Origin of the sequence: Acinetobacter wuhouensis, assembly GCF_001696605.3 — a bacterium.
GTDB lineage: Bacteria > Pseudomonadota > Gammaproteobacteria > Pseudomonadales > Moraxellaceae > Acinetobacter > Acinetobacter wuhouensis.
In genome coordinates this window covers 2875328-2895031 of the sequence record NZ_CP031716.1, presented here as the reverse complement: position 1 = coordinate 2895031, position 19704 = coordinate 2875328, and the positions used below count along the sequence as shown (strand labels likewise).

19 protein-coding genes are annotated in these 19704 nt (G+C 36.8%); 13 read left to right on the top strand and 6 right to left on the bottom strand.

Annotation, left to right across the window (positions count from 1 at the left end; translation table 11 throughout):
* The first annotated feature begins 301 nt into the window (after positions 1-301).
* Entirely contained in the window at positions 302-1543 is a 1242-nt protein-coding gene (locus BEN71_RS14430; protein ID WP_068975781.1) for a DcaP family trimeric outer membrane transporter, read from the top strand.
* Between the two features lie 494 nt (positions 1544-2037).
* Entirely contained in the window at positions 2038-3273 is a 1236-nt protein-coding gene (gltS, locus tag BEN71_RS14425; RefSeq protein ID WP_068975780.1) for a sodium/glutamate symporter, read from the top strand.
* Between the two features lie 44 nt (positions 3274-3317).
* On the opposite strand, the gene chrA is transcribed toward gltS, so the two are convergent.
* Positions 3318-4523, bottom strand: a complete 1206-nt coding sequence (gene chrA, locus BEN71_RS14420) for a chromate efflux transporter (RefSeq protein ID WP_068975857.1) — start codon at positions 4521-4523, stop codon at positions 3318-3320.
* 138 nt (positions 4524-4661) lie between these two features.
* Between chrA and BEN71_RS14415 the strand changes: the two genes are divergently transcribed.
* From BEN71_RS14415 to BEN71_RS14405, 3 genes are all read left to right on the top strand, one after another.
* Complete coding sequence (locus BEN71_RS14415) at positions 4662-5648, top strand: patatin-like phospholipase family protein (RefSeq protein ID WP_068975779.1); 987 nt, start codon at positions 4662-4664, stop codon at positions 5646-5648.
* Positions 5649-5852: 204 nt separating this feature from the next.
* Entirely contained in the window at positions 5853-6035 is a 183-nt protein-coding gene (locus tag BEN71_RS14410; protein ID WP_068975778.1) for a hypothetical protein, read from the top strand.
* Between the two features lie 147 nt (positions 6036-6182).
* On the top strand, positions 6183-6704 hold the full coding sequence (locus BEN71_RS14405; RefSeq protein WP_068975777.1) for an acyl-CoA thioesterase: 522 nt from the start codon (positions 6183-6185) through the stop codon (positions 6702-6704).
* Between the two features lie 202 nt (positions 6705-6906).
* On the opposite strand, the gene BEN71_RS14400 is transcribed toward BEN71_RS14405, so the two are convergent.
* On the bottom strand, positions 6907-7248 hold the full coding sequence (locus BEN71_RS14400) for a hypothetical protein (protein ID WP_068975776.1): 342 nt from the start codon (positions 7246-7248) through the stop codon (positions 6907-6909).
* Between the two features lie 245 nt (positions 7249-7493).
* Between BEN71_RS14400 and BEN71_RS14395 the strand changes: the two genes are divergently transcribed.
* Genes BEN71_RS14395 through BEN71_RS14385 form a run of 3 tightly spaced genes read left to right on the top strand, consistent with a single transcriptional unit; the run spans position 7494 to position 10181 of the window.
* Entirely contained in the window at positions 7494-8066 is a 573-nt protein-coding gene (locus BEN71_RS14395; RefSeq protein WP_068975775.1) for a TetR/AcrR family transcriptional regulator, read from the top strand.
* Positions 8066-9277, top strand: coding sequence for an MFS transporter (locus BEN71_RS14390; RefSeq protein WP_068975774.1), 1212 nt, complete (start codon positions 8066-8068; stop codon positions 9275-9277). Before BEN71_RS14395 ends, BEN71_RS14390 begins: the two co-directional genes overlap by 1 nt.
* A 10-nt stretch (positions 9278-9287) precedes the next feature.
* Positions 9288-10181 carry a LysR substrate-binding domain-containing protein gene (locus BEN71_RS14385; RefSeq protein WP_068975773.1) on the top strand — a complete coding sequence of 298 codons (894 nt, stop codon included), beginning with the start codon at positions 9288-9290 and terminating at the stop codon, positions 10179-10181.
* 384 nt (positions 10182-10565) lie between these two features.
* Here BEN71_RS14385 and BEN71_RS14380 read toward each other — a convergent pair whose 3' ends face one another.
* Positions 10566-11369 (bottom strand): amidohydrolase family protein, encoded by an 804-nt coding sequence (locus tag BEN71_RS14380; RefSeq protein WP_068975772.1) that lies wholly within the window; start codon positions 11367-11369, stop codon positions 10566-10568.
* Between the two features lie 7 nt (positions 11370-11376).
* Entirely contained in the window at positions 11377-12666 is a 1290-nt protein-coding gene (locus tag BEN71_RS14375) for an SLC13 family permease (RefSeq protein ID WP_068975771.1), read from the bottom strand.
* Between the two features lie 121 nt (positions 12667-12787).
* On the opposite strand from BEN71_RS14375, the gene BEN71_RS14370 reads away from it, so the two are divergent.
* Both BEN71_RS14370 and BEN71_RS14365 read left to right on the top strand, forming a co-directional pair.
* Positions 12788-13519 carry a GntR family transcriptional regulator gene (locus BEN71_RS14370; RefSeq protein ID WP_068975856.1) on the top strand — a complete coding sequence of 244 codons (732 nt, stop codon included), beginning with the start codon at positions 12788-12790 and terminating at the stop codon, positions 13517-13519.
* Between the two features lie 204 nt (positions 13520-13723).
* Positions 13724-14332: a glutathione S-transferase family protein gene (locus tag BEN71_RS14365; protein WP_068975770.1), complete on the top strand. Its 609-nt coding sequence runs from the start codon at positions 13724-13726 to the stop codon at positions 14330-14332.
* A 109-nt stretch (positions 14333-14441) separates the two neighbouring features.
* Here the strand turns inward: BEN71_RS14365 and BEN71_RS14360 are convergent, their stop codons facing one another.
* Both BEN71_RS14360 and BEN71_RS14355 read right to left on the bottom strand, forming a co-directional pair.
* Complete coding sequence (locus BEN71_RS14360; RefSeq protein WP_068975769.1) at positions 14442-16049, bottom strand: bifunctional 3-(3-hydroxy-phenyl)propionate/3-hydroxycinnamic acid hydroxylase; 1608 nt, start codon at positions 16047-16049, stop codon at positions 14442-14444.
* Between the two features lie 456 nt (positions 16050-16505).
* On the bottom strand, positions 16506-16736 hold the full coding sequence (locus tag BEN71_RS14355) for a hypothetical protein (protein WP_068975768.1): 231 nt from the start codon (positions 16734-16736) through the stop codon (positions 16506-16508).
* A 462-nt stretch (positions 16737-17198) separates the two neighbouring features.
* Here BEN71_RS14355 and BEN71_RS14350 point away from each other — a divergent pair, with 462 nt between their 5' ends.
* From BEN71_RS14350 to BEN71_RS14340, 3 genes are all read left to right on the top strand, one after another.
* On the top strand, positions 17199-18227 hold the full coding sequence (locus tag BEN71_RS14350; RefSeq protein WP_068975767.1) for a CobW family GTP-binding protein: 1029 nt from the start codon (positions 17199-17201) through the stop codon (positions 18225-18227).
* Between the two features lie 60 nt (positions 18228-18287).
* Positions 18288-18818 (top strand): YaeQ family protein, encoded by a 531-nt coding sequence (locus BEN71_RS14345; RefSeq protein WP_068975766.1) that lies wholly within the window; start codon positions 18288-18290, stop codon positions 18816-18818.
* Between the two features lie 310 nt (positions 18819-19128).
* Entirely contained in the window at positions 19129-19467 is a 339-nt protein-coding gene (locus BEN71_RS14340) for an FKBP-type peptidyl-prolyl cis-trans isomerase (RefSeq protein ID WP_068975765.1), read from the top strand.
* Positions 19468-19704: the final 237 nt, after the last annotated feature.

Sequence of the window (19704 nt, the reverse complement as noted above, 5' to 3'; positions counted from 1 at the left end):
ATAGAAATACTAATCTAAAAAAAGAATTGATATTTGATTCTTATTCGGTAAAACTGATTTAATAATGATGTTAAGTTAAGCTAGATTACAACTGTGTAAGAATTATACACAAATTGTTACTTTTGGGTTTGAACTTAGTTTCAATGCTTTACATAATTTATAGCAAGCATAAAAGTGCAATGTTTTTTCAATGTAGTATGAATTTACTGCAAAAACAAAAAACGATTTTTTAGCAAAGTATTGGGGTTAAAAAGTCAAAATTGTACGGATGCACAACTTTTTAAAAGACGAGGAATATTTCATGGGTCTATTTACACAACGTAAGTCATTTATCATTAAGAGCTTAGCCCTGACAGTAACTGCGCTAATGGTAAATACTGCACAAGCAGCTGACAATTCAGAAATTCAACAACTTCGTAACGAAGTTCAAGAGCTCAAAGCACTTCTTCAACAACAGCAACAACAAGTTCGCCTTGTAGAGTCTAAAGTTGATTCTTCTCCTGCAACAGGTTCAGCGGGTTTAAAATCAAAATCTGGCGCTGACATTAACATTTACGGTTTTGTACGTGGTGATGCAAACTACATCATTGAAGGTGCAGATGATGATTTCAACAAAGTAAATAGCACAGATGGTAAAACGAAAGATAAACTTCGCGCTACTGCCAAAACAACACGTATCGGTTTAGATTTTAATACACCTGCTGGCGATGCAAAAGTGGGCGGTAAAGTTGAAGTTGATTTTGCAGGTAATGGTGCAAATGAAAATCTTCGTATTCGTCATGCATATTTAACTTATAACAGTTGGTTATTTGGTCAAACGACTTCAAACTTCTTATCTAGCCATGCGCCTGAAATGATTGATTTTGCAACGAACGTGGGTGGTGGTACAACACGTATCCCTCAAGTGCGTTATTCATATACTTTAGCACCAACGACAAAACTTTTGGTTGCAGCTGAAGAAGGAAATAGTACAGGCGTTACAGGTACAACGATCAAATATAGCCTTCCTGTGTTAACTGGTAAAGTTACACAATCATATGCTGGTGGAAATGGTAATGCTTCAGCACGTGTCCTAGTTGAAAACTATAAAGATGACAGCGTTGGTAAGGATAAAACTGGTTGGGGTATTGGTCTAGGTACTGATTTCAAAGTTTCAGATCCATTAAAACTTTTTGCTGATGCATCTTATGTTGTGGGTAACAATAACTACCTATACGGTAGTAATAGTGCATACTCAGTTGTAAATGGTGATATTGAGCAAAATGAATTCACAGCGGTTCAAGTGGGTGGAACTTATAAAATCTTACCAAATCTACGTTCGACTTTAGCATATGGTGCATTATTTGCTGATAATGGTACTGATTTTGCTAAAGCGAACCAAAGTGCAAACGAAAAAGTTCAACAGGCTTGGCTAAACGTGATTTATTCACCAGCTAAACCAATTGATCTTGGTATCGAATATGTGAATGGTAAGCGTGAAACTTTCAAAGGTGATTCATTCAAAGATAACCGTGTTGGTTTGATGGCGAAATATAATTTCTAATTTAGAAATATATACGATTTAAAGAAACCGAGGATTGATTCCTCGGTTTTTTATTTTGAAAACATCCATAAAATAAATTGAGATATTATAAAATGCGTAAAAGTTTAGACATTTGTCAAAAAAAATGCATAATTGACGCACTTTTTTCATGTTGATACTATTTGATAGTTCACTTGCATGTTTTCCCAGTTTTGAAAATTATCAATTTTTGAAACTTTATTTCTCATTTTTTGATGAAATGATCTTTCATTAAGAGTAGGAGTAACATTATGATTATTTTCAATATTGAGTTTTTACAGCATTGTAATTCTGCCTATCTTTAGTCTCATTTTCTAAAAATCTTTTGATTTTCAAACTTGAAAGTCTACCTTTTTTATTTTTTGTTGTGTCTATCCAGTGATTTGGTAACCGTAGCTGTATAAGGCTGTAATCTTGAGTAAGATAAATAGGATTACTTTACAGCAAAAAATATAACTGAAGAATGGATAATTAATATGGAATTTACTTTTAATGCCTTCTATACATTGATTGCTGCCGTCATTGTATTGTTATTAGGGCGCTTCCTTGTCAATAAAATCGATTTTCTGCGTAAGTATAATATCCCAGAACCGGTTGCAGGTGGTCTTGTTGCGGCAATTATTTCTCTCTTGGTACATAACTTGTGGGGCTATAGTATTAGCACCAGCAGCGAGTTACAAACCAGTTTCATGTTGGTGTTCTTTGCCTCAATCGGTTTAAGTGCGAATTTCGCCAAATTAAAAGAAGGTGGGATCGGCTTAGTCATCTTCTTGATCTGTGTTGCATCATTTATCGTCGTTCAAAATTTTGTTGGGATGGGATTGGCAACAGTATTGGGTTTAGATCCTCTAATTGGTTTAATTGCAGGTTCTATCACACTGACTGGTGGTCATGGTACAGCAGGGGCTTGGGGTGAAATCCTTGAGACGCAACACGGTATCCAAGGTGCATTGGCATTGGGTATGGCAAGTGCGACCTTTGGCTTAATTATCGGTGGTATCATCGGTGGGCCATTGGCGAAGTTGTTGATTAATCGTTACCAACTTTCTGGTCCTAAAACAGAAAAAGATGCTGATCCAAATAGTCAGCATACAGATTCTGAATTAGGCGAATATGTTCCTTTCGAATACCCACAAAAAGTTCGTTTAATCACTGCTGATAATGCGATTACCACCTTGGGTCTATTTGCAGCATGTTTGGCTTTTGCTGAATTTATGACGGGTTATAGTAAAGGGCAATGGTTTGAACTCCCAACATTTGTGTGGGCGCTTGGCGGTGGTGTTATCCTTCGAAATATTTTAGAAGGCTTATTGCGCGTTAAAATTTTTGATCGCGCGATTGATGTATTTGGTAATGCGGCACTATCACTTTATTTAGCGATGGCATTATTATCATTGAAACTTTGGCAGTTGGCTGATCTTGCAGGACCACTGGTCGTGATTCTTACAGCGCAAACACTGACAATGGCATTATATGCAGCATTTGTGACATTCCGAGTGATGGGTAAAAACTACGATGCAGCTGTATTGGCAGCAGGGCACTGTGGTTTTGGTATGGGTGCGACTCCTACTGCGGTTGCTAATATGCAAGCGATTACCAACATGTATGGACCTTCACATAAAGCATTTTTGATCGTTCCATTATGTGGTGCATTCTTCGTCGATTTGATCAACGCAACAGTTATTCAGTTGATTTTGAAATTCGTGGTTTAAGTTAGATAAAGCTATACATCAAGCCAGTGATCTCACTGGCTTTTTTATGCAATAAATATGGATAAATAATGAATCAATAAAATAGCTGGAACACTGATAAAGACTGATATTTTTAATTTTAAGCTAAGTAACATTAGAAAAGTATAAAGAATATTTTGGATGTTAATGAGTGATTTTTCAGCCATGGGAACAATGATTGATAAGATAAATCCTACGACCACGGCATTGATATAGGTCACCATATTTTGGATATAGATATTTTCCAATAACTTAGACCAATAAGGTAAAGCAGCAAAAATAAAGAAAAAGGAGGGGATAAAAATAGCGATAGTCGCAATGCCAATATTGAGTATTGTTGAATCTGTGAGTGGTAAAAATGCACCAAGATAACTCGTAAATGTAAATAAAGGTCCAGGCATAAACTGTGCAAGCATATAACCCAATTCAAAATTTTTATGGTTAATTAATCCTGTATTCACAAAGTCTTGCTGTAACATTGGCAGTACAACATGTCCCCCACCAAAGACCAATGAACCTGTTTTATAAAAGTCAAAGCTTGATTGTAAAAGTATAGAACTTGTGAATAATTGCCCGAGCCACAAGGCAAAAAATAGTATGAGAAAAATGATTAACCAGATATAGCTGTTTGAGTAAGAAAATTCAAATAGTGAAGCATTCTGTTTTTGCTCAATTTTGGGATGAATTTTCTGATGATTTTTTTGATGGTGTGTGATGAATAATGAAAAGATACCCGTTGTGAAAATGAGTGCAAACTGAATCCATGCATTAGTAATTAGTATTAAAATGACAGTACTCAAACACATTAATGTAAATTGAAATTTAGTTTTACAGTAACTCTTAAACATTTGCCAAAAAGCAAAAATGATGATGGCTAAAAGAATAGATTGGAGGGTAGAAAACAACGCAGAATCGAAAAATTGAGCATGTTGTTGCACGATCATAGCACAGCAAGCCATTAAAAGTACTGAGGGAAGCGTAAAACCAATCCATGCAACAATTGCACCACTATAGTTTTGTTTTAAGAAACCAATCGCCATCCCCATTTGGCTACTACTTGGGCCAGGGAGGAGTTGGGTGAGTGCAAGTAACTGAGCATATTGCTGTTCATTTAGCCAGTTTTTTTGCTCTACAAAAGTCTGTTTAAAAAATACTAAATGTGCAGCAGGGCCACCAAAGCTGGTAAAGCCTAGTTTTAAAAAAATCCAAAATATTTCAAATAATCTAGGCATAAATAAAGCATTATTTTTGACCATAACGTCTTTTAATGTATGGGAAAAAGATGACAGTTTAAATAAATACAACAGCAAATTTTCATAAATTATGTTTAGATAAATAGAGCATTGATTATTATTTCAATACGAGAGTATATGCTATTGTTCAATAAGACTTTAATTTCTATTTGTTGTGCTTTGCCTTTAGTGGCTTGTAGTGTTACACCTGTTAAAAATGAACAGGTGAAAATGTTGCAATCACAACAAGTTTCGGAAGCCACATCAAAGTTAGATAAGAGTTTTTATCATTTCAAACAAACAGTGAAGAAGAAACCAGTCATTGCCTTGGTCTTGGGCAGTGGCGGTGCACGTGGTTATGCTCATATTGGTGTAATTGAAGTATTGGAACAACATGGTGTTAAACCAGACTTTATTGTTGGAACCAGTGCGGGGAGTATTGTCGGTTCAATTTATGCAAGTGGTAAATCTGCGGAGCAGTTACGTCAAATTGCATTAGATATGAAAGTAGGCGATGTACGTGATTTTAAAATTGGGATGAAGGGATTTTTTGATGGTCAAAAAGTTGAAGATTATGTCAACAAACAGATCAATCAAACCCCTTTAGAGAAAATGAAAATCCCAATGTATGTGGTTGCAACAGAACTTAAAAATGGTGAAAAAACTATTTTTAACTATGGCAATACAGGGCAAGCTGTACGTGCTTCAGTTTCAATTCCAAGTATGTTTATCCCAACTAAAATTCAAGGTAAGGAATATGTGGATGGTGGTTTGGTGAGTCCTGTTCCTGTGGATATTGCAAAACAACTGGGTGCAGATATTGTGATAGCGGTAGATATATTGGCGCAACCAGTTAATACAGAAACAACCAATGTCTGGGGCTTGTTTAACCAAAATATCAATATCATGCAGAATCGTTTAGCTGCTGAAGAACTTAAAAATGCGGATATTGTGATTCAACCTGATTTACGTGAAAAAGCCCATATTTTTGATGTCAAAGGACGGCTAGATACCATGCAAGCAGGTATTGATGCCGCAAATCAGCGGATGCATGATTTAGATGTTGTAATTGCGACCAAGTTAAAATCTGAACAAAATCAGGAGCATTTGCAAGTCCAAAATTAACGCTCTTACTTTTAATCTTCTTAGGTTGAGCAAAATTATTGATCAGGTTTTTTTTGGAGTATAAAATTTCATTCTGTGGATAAATTCTGTTTTTTCAAATTTTTAAATTTACCAATGAGTTTAAATTTATTATAATTTTACCCTATTAAGTGCGATAAAATGATTAAAGAAGTTGATCATTAAAATCGCATAATGAGATAAAAGATGAATAAATTTATTGTTGGTGACAAAGTTAAAATTGCAATTCAGCCTGAAGTGGTTTTTGAAATTTCTAAAGTAAATCATGATCATTCCTATGAAATCCAATATCATTTGTCTGATCAACAAGTACTTCAATATGACAATATTGCAGCTGAAATGCTTCAAAAAGTAGAGAATAGTCAATAAAACACTAGAATATATTTCAAATAAATGATCATGTTTACAATCATAAATTGAGATAATGAGCAATTGCCGAATTAAGCATGTTTTTTAATTCAAAAGATATATAATAATAGGCATATATCTCCTGCCTAAAATAGAGTCTAGCATACGATGTCTCCATTAGATCAAATGATCCCAGCTACAGATGACCAAACAGAATTAACCATGTCCGTACTCATGACACCAGATATGGCAAACTTTTCAGGTAATGTACATGGTGGAACCATCCTCAAGCTTCTTGACCAAGTCGCTTATGCATGTGCAAGTCGCTACTCTGGTAGTTATGTCGTCACACTTTCAGTAGATAAAGTGAATTTTAAAGAGCCAATTCATGTCGGTGAAATGGTGAGTTTCCTTGCAAGTGTCAACCATGTTGGTCGTACTTCTATGGAAATTGGGATTCGTGTAGAAGCGCAAAATATTCGTAAACGTACAGTGCGTCATACCAATAGTTGTTATTTCACGATGGTTGCGGTTGATGAAAATGGTAAACCGCAACAAGTACCACCTTTGAACTTGGATAATGATTGGAAACGTTGTCGTTATGAAGCGGCAGAACACCGTAAAGTGGCACGTTTACAAGAAAATCATCATCCATCATGCAGTATTTATAAAAAGACATCGCATAGTTAATTCATTCTCGTAGTTGAAAATAAAAGACCTCCGATGTCAATAATGCTGATCAGTTAAGAAAAATTATTGGATAGATTCCTAAAATCTCCCCTAACCCCTCTTTGAAAAAGGAGGGTTGGGGTGGATCCAAAAAACCTTAATTGAGTGGCATTATCCATTGTGGGGGTCTTTTATTTTTTAGATGGTTTTATTTTGAGTGGATTTATTGAACTTTATTGAGTACATGTCCATCGACAGTCATCGTCCATGTTCCCTCAGCAGTCTGCAGAGGAGCTTGCTCAACTTTAAACTCAGTTGCAAGTGGTCCAATTCCTGCACTAAAGTTGTTGCCTTTAAATTCAGTAATCGGTGCGGATACAGATGAGCTTGAATTGGGCTGCTTGTTACTATATTCCACGCGACCTTCTGGTGTGATGATTAAATTCACGCGACCATCTTCACTTTGCCAAGTCCCTGAATAACTATGTTTATCTGTTGGTAAGGGTTTGCCACATGCCACCAAAAGTATGCTGAGTAAGCTGAGACCTATGAGTTTTTTAAGCATCTTGATTCCTTAGATTTTTAATAGATGTTTTATTTATAAAAAGAAGTTCAAAGAACGTGTTCAGTAGAGCATTTATTATATAAGTCTTCAATGTGAATATTTGTACATTGTGTATAAATCCAGAAATGCTGTCTACGCGTCTCAATGATCGTTTTTAAGTATTATGATTAATAAAACAACTATTTATAAAAAGGCTAGAGATTTTTTAGAATAAAACGAAACGTATCGTATCGTTTGGTGCAAGGATGATTGAAATAGAAAAAACTTCACGACGACAGCAGTGTATTCTCAATGCTGTTGTGGAAGCGCTTGAACAACATGAATATAGTAGCTTGACCATAGAAGATATTGCGACACGAGCAGGTGTTGGAAAATCAACGATTTATCGTTGGTGGAAACATAAGTCTGATCTGGTATTTGATACTTTTAAAGCACAGACAGCCTCTGTATTTGAAATGGATTTTTCACAAAGTCTTGAGCATAATTTAGAACAACAACTGATTAAGTTATCCAAAGCTTTAAATCATCAAGTAGGTCGTGCTTTATTGGTGGTGATGGCTGAACATCGTGAAGCAGCAGGTGAGTTTTTTAAACAATATTTATTACCGCGCCGTGAACAGACTCGAAAACTGATTGAATTAGCAGTACAACGTCAAGAAATTAAAGCAGATTATCCTTATGAATTGATGCTCGATGCCTTATATGCACCCATTCATTATCAAATTATTTTCTTTAATCAAGTTCCAAATGCTGAATATATTCACCAGTTGGTCACCTTAATCTTAGCGCCTGCGCGTTGTGTAGATGAGGTGGTATAATGGCAAATACAACTGCACCCCGTTTAAATCAAACCCCAGATCGTTTATGGAATCGTTCATTTATTCTTTGTGTTTTAAATAATTTGTTTTTATTTACCTATTATTTTGCATTTTTAACGATTCTGCCGATTTATATCATGAAGTCTTTGGGTGGTTCGGTTAAAGAAGCGGGTTTAGCGCTGACCTTATTCTTGATTTCATCCATTGCGATTCGTCCATTTTCAGGCTTAATTATTGAAAAAATAGGGCATAAGCTCTCATTTCGTGGTTCTGAATTTTTCTTCATGCTGTTTGCTTTTACTTATTTATTTGCCGACAGCTTATGGATTTTGTTATTGGTACGCTTCATTCATGGTATTTGGTTTAGTGTACTAACCACAGTTGCCGTACCTGTTGCCAATGAGTTTATTCCTGAACAGCGTAAAGGCGAGGGCATGGGCTATTATGTGATGTCGACCAATTTGGCGGTAGTATTTGGTCCATTTATTGCCTTAACTGTTTTGCAATATTCAGATTTTAAAATACTTTTTCAAGTTCTTACTGCGATTATTTGTATTGGGTTTATCTTCTGCCTATTGATTCCAATGCAAAGTAAAAATGTATCTCAAAATATTGAGCATGAACAAAAAAACAAATTTTCAATTCATGATGTCATTGAATTTAAAGTACTTCCCATTGGATTTGTTGCTTTGCTCACTGCTTTTAGCTATTCCAGCATTATGAGTTTTATTACGGCTTATGCAGAGTCGAAGCATCTTTTGCCTTACGTCAGTCTATTTTTCATCATCTTTGCTGTTTCAATGATTATTGTCAGACCATGGATTGGAAAATTATTTGACCGTAAAGGTGCGAGTTCAGTGATTTATCCATCCTTTATTTGCTTTGCTATTGGTTTAGTGATTGTAAGTTTTATGTCCAATCCATGGATTCTATGGCTGTCTGCGATTTTTATCGGGATTGGCTATGGTTCATTATTTCCATGCTTTCAAACTGTTGCGATTCAATCTGTACCTAAAGCGCGGATGGGGCATGCCATCGCAAGCTTTTTTACATTATTCGACTTTGGTATGGCGATCGGTTCTGTTCTTATGGGCTTATTGATTGCTGAGTTGGGCTATTCTTTTACTTATTTATTTTGTGCTGCAATCATCGTGGTCACTTTATTCATTTATAAAGCCAAAGTTGCACCACAGTTAACTTCAGTACAGTGAGGACTGCATTATGGAATTACGTCATTTAAGATATTTTGTTGCTGTTGCTGAAGAGTTAAATTTTACTAAAGCGGCACATCGAATGTGTACGGTACAACCATCGCTCAGTCAGCAAATTAAAGATTTGGAACATGAAGTTGGTGTGCAACTTTTGATTCGTACCAACCGTAAAGTTGAGTTGACCGAAGAGGGGAAAGCATTTTTAAAAGAGGCATTGCTGAGTTTAGAACACGCTGAAAAAGCCATTTATGATGCACGTCAAATCGCCAATATCAATAAAGATCAGTTAAAAATTGGCTTTGTTCCTGTCGCAGAAATGAAAGTATTTCCATACATCATGCCGAATATTCGGGCGCATTTTCCTGAGATTAAAATTGATTTCCACAGTTTGACGGATTCAGCACAGTTTAGTGCTTTGCGTAAGGGTGAAATTGATATTGCATTTACCCGTTATCCCGATGAGTCGGGTGAGTTTGAAAATGTGCAGGTTTTTCAGGAACCTCTGGCTTTAATTATTCCAAAGGCTTCTACATTTGCAGATCAGCGCACAGTGAGTATTAAAGAATTTAATCATCAAGATTTTGTGATTAGTGATGAAGATGCTTCACCTCAATTGCATAAAATTATTCAAGATTTCTTCAAGCAGTCTAAGCTGAATGTTAATGTGGTGCAGAAGTCGACCAATATTTTGTTGAATGTCAATTTGGTGGGTATGGGTGTAGGCTGGAGTTTAGTCCCTGCCTATGTGATTCCTTTACTGGGCGATAAGATCGTGGTGAAAAATACCATCGAGCCTTTACCGATGATTGGATTGTATGCGAGCTATCGTAAAGATCAGAAAAATGAAGCGATTGCGTTGATTTTAAAAATTTTAAAAGAACAGTTTTATATGGAAATGTTCTGAGCCAATCAAAATGCTAGACGATAAAAAAGTCGGAATAACTTAAATTATTCCGACTTTATTTTATCTATCGAATTTTAAAAGCTGTTATACCATTCTATTAAAGTTAGATAATATAAATTAAAGGTTTGCACAGACTCGAATTACATTGACAAGTTTAAATTGCTTTGCGTAGTCGATGCCTCACTTTTGAAGGATGAGGAATGTATTCCGCAAGGTGACAAAAATCCTTTGTTGGGCAAAGGGTTCGTCCCTGTACCCTTGCCCAACGGCGACATCCATGTCGCCTCACAATAGCAACACCACGTTTAAAGCGATTGGTGCAGAAAAGCAAAAGAGGCTAATTTATATAAAGTTAATTTAACAGATTGGTATTATTTTATGGTCTTAAAATAAAAAAAGCTTTTGCGCATTTTCACTCAAAATCTGTTGCTGTTCTTTGAGATCAGGAACAATTGTCTTAAATGCTTTTATGGCAGTTTCATAAGATATTTTAGATTCATGCTGCGTATGTGGCCAATCACTGCCCCAGATGAGTTTATGCATAAAACCTTTTTCTTTGAGTAATTGAAAGGCTTGAGTTGCAACTGCAATATTTTCAGGGAATTGTCCCAGACGATAAAAAGCAGAGACTTTAATCCAGTGTTGATTTGCATCTAACATATTCAAAAAGTTTTGATAATCAGGGTCTGCGATACCTTTAATTGGGTCAATACGTCCAAAATGGTCAATCACCACATTGAGTTTATACGGACTTAGCACAGGTAAGATTTGCACCAAATAGGCGGGCGGTGCATGTAACTCAATTTGCCAATTCATAAAAGATAAATGATTAAGCAAGCTCTGCCATGCAGAGGTAGAAAAATCTGGTAGTTCTTTACCAAATAGGTTTAAACGAACCCCTACAATGCCTTGCTGATTGAGTTTGACCAATTCATCAATGCAAAGGTCTGGCTCGACCATCGCAATGCCCTTGAGACGTTCAGGATATTGCGCAATAGCATTCAGCATTGCACGGTTATCTGTACCTAAAAAACTGGGTTGAACTAAAACGCCATGTGTTAAATGATGTTGATCCAGATGCGCAATATATTCGCCTACAGAAGCATCATAATCTGGTGTATAGCGTGCAGTGGCGATACAAGGATCATTTTTTGAAAATACATGGGCATGCGTATCAACAGCAAACATTTTTATCTCACATTACAAATTTAAGTATCAGTACTGCAATCAAAGCTGCGATTAAACCAATAGGAACAGCTCTAAATAACAGTTGATTAAAGAGTTGGTTTTTATCAACATCCGCGGGTGCTGATCCTAAAATTAGGCTTCCGCCAGACGAAAACGGGGAGATGGCGGAAGCTTGCGCACCAACAACGATGCAAAGGAAAAGGACCAAAGGGTTTAAGCCCGAAGCAAGTGCAATCGCAGGTACAATCGGGAAAAGCGTCGGTGTAACCACACCTAAAGTGCTTGAGAAAACAGACATGATGGCACTGATCAAGCAAATCAGAATCGGGATCAACCAAATCGGCACGTTATTGGCTAACCAATCAGACAGTTGCGTAATGACACCGAGCTTTACACCCAATGCAATGAGCATGCCGACACCACAGATCATGATTAAAGTGTTCCAAGGAACCAATGCCATGACTTTTTTCTCATCGGCAAGTTTCATGAACAGGCTGATCAGGGCAAAGATGATGGCAATAAAACCGATATCAATTTTTGAGTTTAAGAAGGCAATGGTCTGTTGATCTGGCATCAATAAATTTAAAATCGGGAAGATCAAAACAATCGCCATCATGCCAATAATTAGGGCGATAGACTTTTTCTGTTTTTCGTCAAATGCTTCAGGTGGTGTATCTTCAATATGAATCGAATTACTATTTCGATTCCATAAAGTGTAGATGCCCAATACCACAATCGGAATAACCAGTGTCACCACAAAAATACCTGTGGCATAGCTGAAACTGGTTGCGCTATCAATGCCGACATTTTCCATCAAACTACGGAAAATAATGCCACTTTGCGAGGTCATAAAGTTTGCACCTGCAAGCGCACCGTAATTGACCGCCATACCACCAATGATCATGCTCATATTGGTTTTACGACATAACAATAGGGTGATTGGTGCCATAAAGGCTAAGACGGTATAGAAACCTGCACCTAAAGCCGCGATGATGGTTGAGGCAAAAAACACTGCCAAAGGCAATAACTGTGGGAATTTCCGACATTTATACAGGAGATGACTGGCAAGCTTTTCGAGTGCACCATTGGCAAGAGCAAAGTTATAAAACAAGGTCACAGAAAAAATAATAAAGAAAATTTTTACTGGCCAAAGTTCGATGATTTCAGATGGTTTGAGTCCCATACCAAAACAACCAATCAAATAGGCAAAAATGATCGTAAAAAATCCGATATTGATTTTCGTCACGTAACCTAAGCCAATAGATATGGCTAAAGCAGCAAGAATAAGCATCGTCATTTGTCATCTCTCCTTGACAGTATATGACTCATAAACATACAAACATATATATGTTTAGATGTTTGTATTAAAGTATGTTGTGTTATGATTGTCAAATCCTCATTTTGAAATAGTTATGCAAATGCTTGATGAAAATGCATTTAAAAATTTTAAATTGCCTCGCTACGAGCAAGTACGTTGGCAAATTCAAAAGCTTTTAGTTCAGTCTAAATGGACGATTGATGAACCTATTCCATCTGAACAAGAATTAGCCAGCATGTATAGCGTGTCTGTCGGAACAGTACGTAAAGCCGTTGAAGGATTAGTTGAAGATGGTTTGTTGGTAAAATCGCAAGGGCGAGGAACATTTTTAAGACAGCCTAACTTTGCGACATCTCTGATGCGTTTTTTTCGTATGCGTAATCAATTCGGTGAAGATGTACAACCGATCGGTGAAATTAAAAAATTAGAAATTATTGAGGCAGTTCCTGCAATCAATCAAAAATTGCAACTGAGTGAAAACGATCCATTGATTTATATCGAGCGTGTGCGTTTGAATGAAAATGTGGTGGTTTTAAGTGAGAAAATTTGGCTGTCAGCGCAGTTGTTTTCAGCGCTCAAAGATATTGCGTTCAAAGATTTCGCGAATTTACTTTATCCATTTTACTATGAAAAATGTGGGCAATTTGTGTCTTCTGCGGTCGAACAACTTTCTTTTAAAAAGAATCTTCAAGATCCGTACTTAGCCAATCAATTGTCAGAAGCTTTAGTTCAAGTCTGCCGTGTTGCGAAGGACATTCAAGGGCATCCGATTGAATATCGTGAGTCTTTGGGCTTTGCTGAAAACTTTAATTATGAGATTACGATTCACTAAATTTATCTCATTAAATTTGTCGTTATCATTTATTGATTCATGCATCATCAGGATAGATTCCGTATTCTGATGATCTTCGTTTTCCAATCCTTGTTATTTTGTTTCATCATTCTTATACATAAAAATATTTGATTTACGCTATGCTGATTCTATCCAAATAACACTATTCAAATCACATCGTACAATTTCAATCGGATTATAATAATGAAACTCTATACCAATGCGCACTCTCGCGGAAATACACTGCTCCCTTTGCTGAAAGAACTCGACATTGAAAATCAAGTCGAAATCATTCAGGTGGAATATAAAGATCTGCGTCAGCCTGAATATTTGGCTTTAAATCCGATGGGTAAAGTCCCTTTTTTGGTGGATGGCGATTCAGTCATTTCAGAAACACCTGCAATTTTTGCTTATTTAGCAGATAAATTTATCGAGAAAGGTTTTGCACCTACATTGAATGATCCGAAACGTGGTGAATATTTGAAATGGTTATTCTTCTGTCATGGACCGATGACTGAGATGATGGATTTTAAAGGTTTAAATGTTTCACCTGAATTGGCTGCTGAGAAAAAGGGCAGTCTAAGTTTTGGTACTGAAGCGTTGGTCTATGACTTTATAAAGGCAGGGCTGAGTAAAGCCAATCCCTATTTGTTAGGTGAAAAAATTTCTGCTGCGGATTTGTTTTTGGCGTATTGGTTGGTCTTTGCGATCACGTTTAAAATTGTGCCGTATTTAGACGAATTTAAACCATTCTTAAAACTAATTCAGCAACGTGATTCGGTTAAAGATGTGGTGTGGTTTGGGTCGATTTGAAATAGAGAAAGAAGAGGCATTTGATTGGTTGAATTTTGAACTAAGAAAGAATCCTTAAGTGTTTAAGGATTCTTAAATTTAATGAATTAAGATTTTTTAAATCAATCCATTACTTCGCATGTAATTTACTAAAAAGTTGCTGACTAACCGTATTCATGGTTTGTGGAATCGCCAATGCTGCTACGAAACGGTCAGGACGTAAAATCACCATCGCTTGATCTGTTTTACCGAACCATGAGCGAATCTCTGTACCTGTATCACCAATCGTGATTACACCATCATGGATTTTACGTTTTTCATTGCCCAGCTGCACAGCAGGAAGCACCTGAATAAACTTCACACCCAAAGATTGCCATACTTTCATATTGGCGTCATTGATGCCCCATTTCGGGTCTACACCCCAGGCAATTACAGCAAAGTCATTACCGATTACCTCATCGAGTAAAACAGTCTGACCATTTTCAAGCTGAACCTGTGGTTGGATGAACATCTTACCGACGGGTGATTCTTTATTGTTGTCTTTAACCAAAGCCCCGTCGTTATATTTCGGCATCGGTTTAAAGCGCATTTCCAGTAAATACTGCTTGATCGGTTTGATGTAGTTCAATGCATAAGCAATCCCATCACGAACGAAACCTTGCCATTTTTTCGGTGGTGCAAGGACATGACCTGCCATTACCGAAAGATCAATCATGGCTTTGGCATGGTCTTTACGTTCAACTTGATAACTGTCCAATAGCTCAGGACTCGCTTTACCCTGAACCACTAAAGCCACTTTCCATGCCAAGTTAAAAGCATCACGCATACCGCTGTTATAACCCTGACCTTGCCATACGGGCATGATGTGCGCTGCATCACCTGCAAGTAAAATACGATCTACACGGAACTTATCTGCGATACGGGCATTATGTGTGTAGACACGTTGACGGATGACTTCGATGCCATCAGTGGTTGGTAAAACTTTAGATAAAAGTTTGGCAATATTTTCAGGTTTGCTGAGTTCTTCCTGTGTTTCACCAGGCATCACCATAAATTCAAAACGACGGATACCATGAGGCAGGGCAGCTGACACATACGGACGCACAGGGTCACAGCACAAGTAAATGTGTGGTGTCGCCAATGGGTCATTTTCAATATCAATCACAATCCACTGATTCGGTGCTGTTTTACCATCGAAACCTATATTTAAAGTACGACGGACGATTGAGTTACCTCCATCACAGGCAATTAAGTACTGTGCATGGATGACTTCTTTATTACCATCTTTATTCTGGATGTTCAGCGTGACGCCATTGGCGTCCTGAGTGAACTCATCTAAATGACGTGAGAATAAAACCTGCGTATTTTCATATTGCTCCAAACCTTGTAATAACACATTATCCACTTGCGGTTGAATAAAGGCATTACGGCGTGAGAAGCCAAATTCACGGGTTAAAGGTTGAATATCTGCAAAGCAACGACCTTTAGGCGTTAGGAAACGCATTGCATGATTTGGCGTGGTATGTGGCAGGACTTTGTCCACCAGACCCAGTGACTGAATGGTACGCAGAGATTCATCATCAATCCCAATCGCACGCGGGTAATCAATTAAACTGTCCAGTTGCTCGACCACAGTCACGTATACGCCTTGTTTGCTTAAGTAATTGGCAATTGTCAGACCTACAGGACCCGCACCTAAAATAGCCACTTGCGTGGTGTAATCAATCTTTGAACTCACAGCGATTATTCCATTCAAATCACAACATATTCATATTAATGACTGAAATGAGGGTCTAAGCCTAGCTATGCCATAGTGGATAACTCGTTGTGAATTTGAGTGCTTAAAAAATGGAGTATTGAATAATGTTCTGTTTTTATTTGGTTTATTTTAAAATTAAGCATATTCATTTTTAATTCAATGATTCTTTTAAACTATCAATGAAAAGGAATTTATCTTATCGTCCTTCATTGAAAATTATACTTATATTTAAAACATTTCACTGTGATTGCTTTTGTATCTAAATGGCTTTGGAATATAGACAGCTTGGATAAAAATTGAAAAGTTGATTTTAGATAGTATATGCAAAATAAAAAGACTAAATCGCAGCATGATTTAGTCTTTTTATCCAGATTATCTTTTCAAATAATCTGATGTGATCTCTGGAGAGATTTGTTTATCAATAATAATTATTAATTATTGACTAGCTTGCGGTGCTGAAGTAGCCGGTGCTTCAGCAGCACTTTCAGTTGCAGGTTGAGCAGATGGTTGACCCGCAGCTTGAGTTTCTTCAGAAGCAGTTGGTTGTTCTTGAGTAGAAACAACAACTTGTTCTTCAGCTGCCGGTGCTGCTTTTTCTTTTGCAGCAAAAGTTGAGAAAGCTGTTAAAGCAAGGGTAGTTGCTAAAAGTGTTTTAACTAAATTCATTGTGGCATCCTTTGTTCATTAAATGACGATTTAATCGTCTTAAGCGTAAAAGTCTTGTGAGAGCGTCGAGTGTTAAATGCGTTGCAGTTCACAAGGAGTAAATCCATGCTAAGTGCAGAATAAAAATTGAGCAACCTTTACAACAAAGCGAAACAGTACGAGTTACGTGTTTAAAACAAAGCCTTATCTTATGTAATAATTTTGTGAATAAATCGCTTTTATGAAGCGCTTAAAGTGTATGAAAATATGAAAATTTGGTTAAAAAATAATCTCATTTTTTACTTAGACTCAACATTGAATGTGGATGGTTTATGAATGTAGTATTGGAGTTTTGAATTTTTTTAGATATTTTTATCTAAAAAATAGATTTTAAATCGTAACTTTCACACAGATTTTGAATCATAATAGACCGTGTTCTAATTTCTCATAACCCGTCATATTTCATAACGTTGAGTTGATACTTTGAAGATTCTTGCGCAAAAAACAGTAAAGACCCATATCATTTCTGGCTTTTTAGGTGCAGGAAAGACCACCTTATTGCAACATCTACTACAACAGAAGCCTGAAGGGGAAATTTGGGCAATTTTGATGAATGAATTTGGGCAAATTGGGGTTGATCAACAATTATTACCGCAAGATTCGGGCTATGAAGTCAAAGAGCTATTGGGCGGTTGTTTGTGTTGTGCAGGTCAGTTGCCAATGCAAATTGCGTTATCTCGTTTAATTCAAGAGAAACAACCTGATCGCTTATTTATTGAACCGACGGGTTTGGGACATCCCGCACAGCTTTTAGAACAGTTAACTGAACCGCATTGGCAGTCGCAAATTGATATGCGCGCACTAGTGACAGTTGTGGATGGTAGTCGTTTACATGATGAGGCATTTATTCAGCAAGATTTATTTCAAGACCAACTCAAAGCTGCGCAAATTGTGGTGGTTTCCCATGCTGATTCAATGAATGATGCAGATCAACAGAAGCTGCATCATTTTAAAACAGATTATCTAACGTCTATTCAAACATGGTTATTGGCAGAACAGGGTGATATTGAAATTTCACAAATCGACGTGCCACATCAAGGTATTCAAAGAAAAGTTGTACCTTTGATTCAAGTGCAAAAACAGCTTCCTTTGGATGCAGAACTTCCAGTGATTAAGCAGTTGCCATATCACTATGTTGAATCTTCAAATGGTTATACGGTTGCAGGTTGGAAATTTTCCAAACGGTGGAAGTTTGATTTTTACGATTTACTGGATGTGTTATGTGAGCAAAAAGATTGGTTACGCATAAAAGGAATTTTTAATACCAATCAAGGTTGGATGACATTCAATTTCAATCCAGAAGACTTGAACTATAAGTCAGGTGAAGAAAGTTTAGATAATCGCATTGAAATCATTATCCAAAATACAGCGGACTCAGATCATAGAGATTGGGAGAATTTCGAAAATGCTTTGCTGAATTGTCGGATTGACCAAGCTGAAATAAATCAGTAATCCTGTTTAAAATCTTATAGACTGTGCGCCATATTTGAGAACTTATTTTTTGGAATTTTCATGGCACTTAAAGCAACGATTTATAAGGCAGATTTGAATATTGCCAATATGGATGTGCATCAGTATGGCGATTTTCAATTGACCATGGCATTGCATCCATCTGAAACCATTGAGCGTTTAATGGTTCGTGTTCTAGCTTTTGCACGTTTTGCTGATGAGCGTTTGGAATTTACCAAAGATTTGTTTGAAACTGATGAACCTGCATTGTGGGAAAAAGACTTAACTGGGCAATTGGTGAAATGGATTGAAGTCGGTTTGCCTGATGAAGATAAAGTTAAAAAAGCCGCAGCACGTTGTAGCGAAGTGGCAGTGATTGCTTATGGATCAGCAGTTGCAGAATGGTATAAGCGTAGTTCTAAACTCAAAACATTGAAAAACGTTCAGGTATGGCAACTGTCTGAAGCAACAACATTGGCAATTCAGGATTTGTGTGAACGTACGATGCAATTACAGCTCAATGTGATGGATGGTGAGTGGACATTGATTGGTGACAATGCTCAAGCCGTGATTGAGTGGACGCAGTTACAGTAATTTTCGTAAAATTAAGCAAATAAGCATCTTGCAAAAATAATTTTCAGAATCATTCAGATTAATATTGAATGTTCCCTTATCTTTTTAGGCTGAGAAACAGCGTTTCATAAGAGGTAGGTGGTTTTATATTAGAAGCCCCTCATCCTCTTACGGAGGTTATCTCCTCATCCCTGAGCCATATATGGTGCAAGAGAAGGAAACTCTCGATATATTTTTGAATAGGTTTTGAATCTAAATCTGAATATTTTATGACTTATGTAAGAAGTCTTATATCAAGGTGTTGAACTAACATATCACGCGGAGCAAAGACATGACAGCTGAATTAGAAATTATTGATTTAAAAGTAGGCGAAGGTAAAGAGGCGGTAAAAGGTGCTTTGATTACCACGCATTATACAGGTTGGTTGGAAGATGGAACTAAGTTTGATTCTTCTATAGACCGTGGAAACTATTTTGAAACCGTGATTGGTACTGGTCGTGTGATTAAGGGTTGGGATCAAGGCATTATGGGGATGAAAGTTGGTGGAAAACGTAAATTAATCGTGCCATCACACCTTGCTTATGGTGAGCGTAAAATGGGTAAAATTATTCCTGCGCATTCAAATCTGATTTTTGAGATTGAATTATTTGACGTTAAAACACGTGATTGATATCTATTCCAAAGTGTATTGCAAGATATAGTAATGAAAAGATAGAGGTCAGTTTGATCTCTATTTTTATAATCTTTTTTATTCACGCAGATTCAAAATTTAAGTCTCGTATGATCGTAAAAGCTGATCAGAATTGACTCCATTGTTTGTTCATAAAGCAGTGTTATAAGTATAAAATTGCACTACTGTTTAACGTCTACTATTTTTGATAATAATGTGATAAAAAGCACACTGTAA

Excerpts from the sequence above, each read along its gene's own strand:
- BEN71_RS14430 (WP_068975781.1), top strand. The coding sequence starts at position 302 with ATGGGTCTATTTACACAACGTAAGTCATTTATCATTAAGAGCTTAGCC.
- gltS (WP_068975780.1), top strand. The coding sequence starts at position 2,038 with ATGGAATTTACTTTTAATGCCTTCTATACATTGATTGCTGCCGTCATT.
- chrA (WP_068975857.1), bottom strand. The coding sequence starts at position 4,523 with ATGCCTAGATTATTTGAAATATTTTGGATTTTTTTAAAACTAGGCTTT.
- BEN71_RS14415 (WP_068975779.1), top strand. The coding sequence starts at position 4,662 with ATGCTATTGTTCAATAAGACTTTAATTTCTATTTGTTGTGCTTTGCCT.
- BEN71_RS14410 (WP_068975778.1), top strand. The coding sequence starts at position 5,853 with ATGAATAAATTTATTGTTGGTGACAAAGTTAAAATTGCAATTCAGCCT.
- BEN71_RS14405 (WP_068975777.1), top strand. The coding sequence starts at position 6,183 with ATGTCTCCATTAGATCAAATGATCCCAGCTACAGATGACCAAACAGAA.
- BEN71_RS14400 (WP_068975776.1), bottom strand. The coding sequence starts at position 7,248 with ATGCTTAAAAAACTCATAGGTCTCAGCTTACTCAGCATACTTTTGGTG.
- BEN71_RS14395 (WP_068975775.1), top strand. The coding sequence starts at position 7,494 with ATGATTGAAATAGAAAAAACTTCACGACGACAGCAGTGTATTCTCAAT.
- BEN71_RS14390 (WP_068975774.1), top strand. The coding sequence starts at position 8,066 with ATGGCAAATACAACTGCACCCCGTTTAAATCAAACCCCAGATCGTTTA.
- BEN71_RS14385 (WP_068975773.1), top strand. The coding sequence starts at position 9,288 with ATGGAATTACGTCATTTAAGATATTTTGTTGCTGTTGCTGAAGAGTTA.
- BEN71_RS14380 (WP_068975772.1), bottom strand. The coding sequence starts at position 11,369 with ATGTTTGCTGTTGATACGCATGCCCATGTATTTTCAAAAAATGATCCT.
- BEN71_RS14375 (WP_068975771.1), bottom strand. The coding sequence starts at position 12,666 with ATGACGATGCTTATTCTTGCTGCTTTAGCCATATCTATTGGCTTAGGT.
- BEN71_RS14370 (WP_068975856.1), top strand. The coding sequence starts at position 12,788 with ATGCTTGATGAAAATGCATTTAAAAATTTTAAATTGCCTCGCTACGAG.
- BEN71_RS14365 (WP_068975770.1), top strand. The coding sequence starts at position 13,724 with ATGAAACTCTATACCAATGCGCACTCTCGCGGAAATACACTGCTCCCT.
- BEN71_RS14355 (WP_068975768.1), bottom strand. The coding sequence starts at position 16,736 with ATGAATTTAGTTAAAACACTTTTAGCAACTACCCTTGCTTTAACAGCT.
- BEN71_RS14345 (WP_068975766.1), top strand. The coding sequence starts at position 18,288 with ATGGCACTTAAAGCAACGATTTATAAGGCAGATTTGAATATTGCCAAT.
- BEN71_RS14340 (WP_068975765.1), top strand. The coding sequence starts at position 19,129 with ATGACAGCTGAATTAGAAATTATTGATTTAAAAGTAGGCGAAGGTAAA.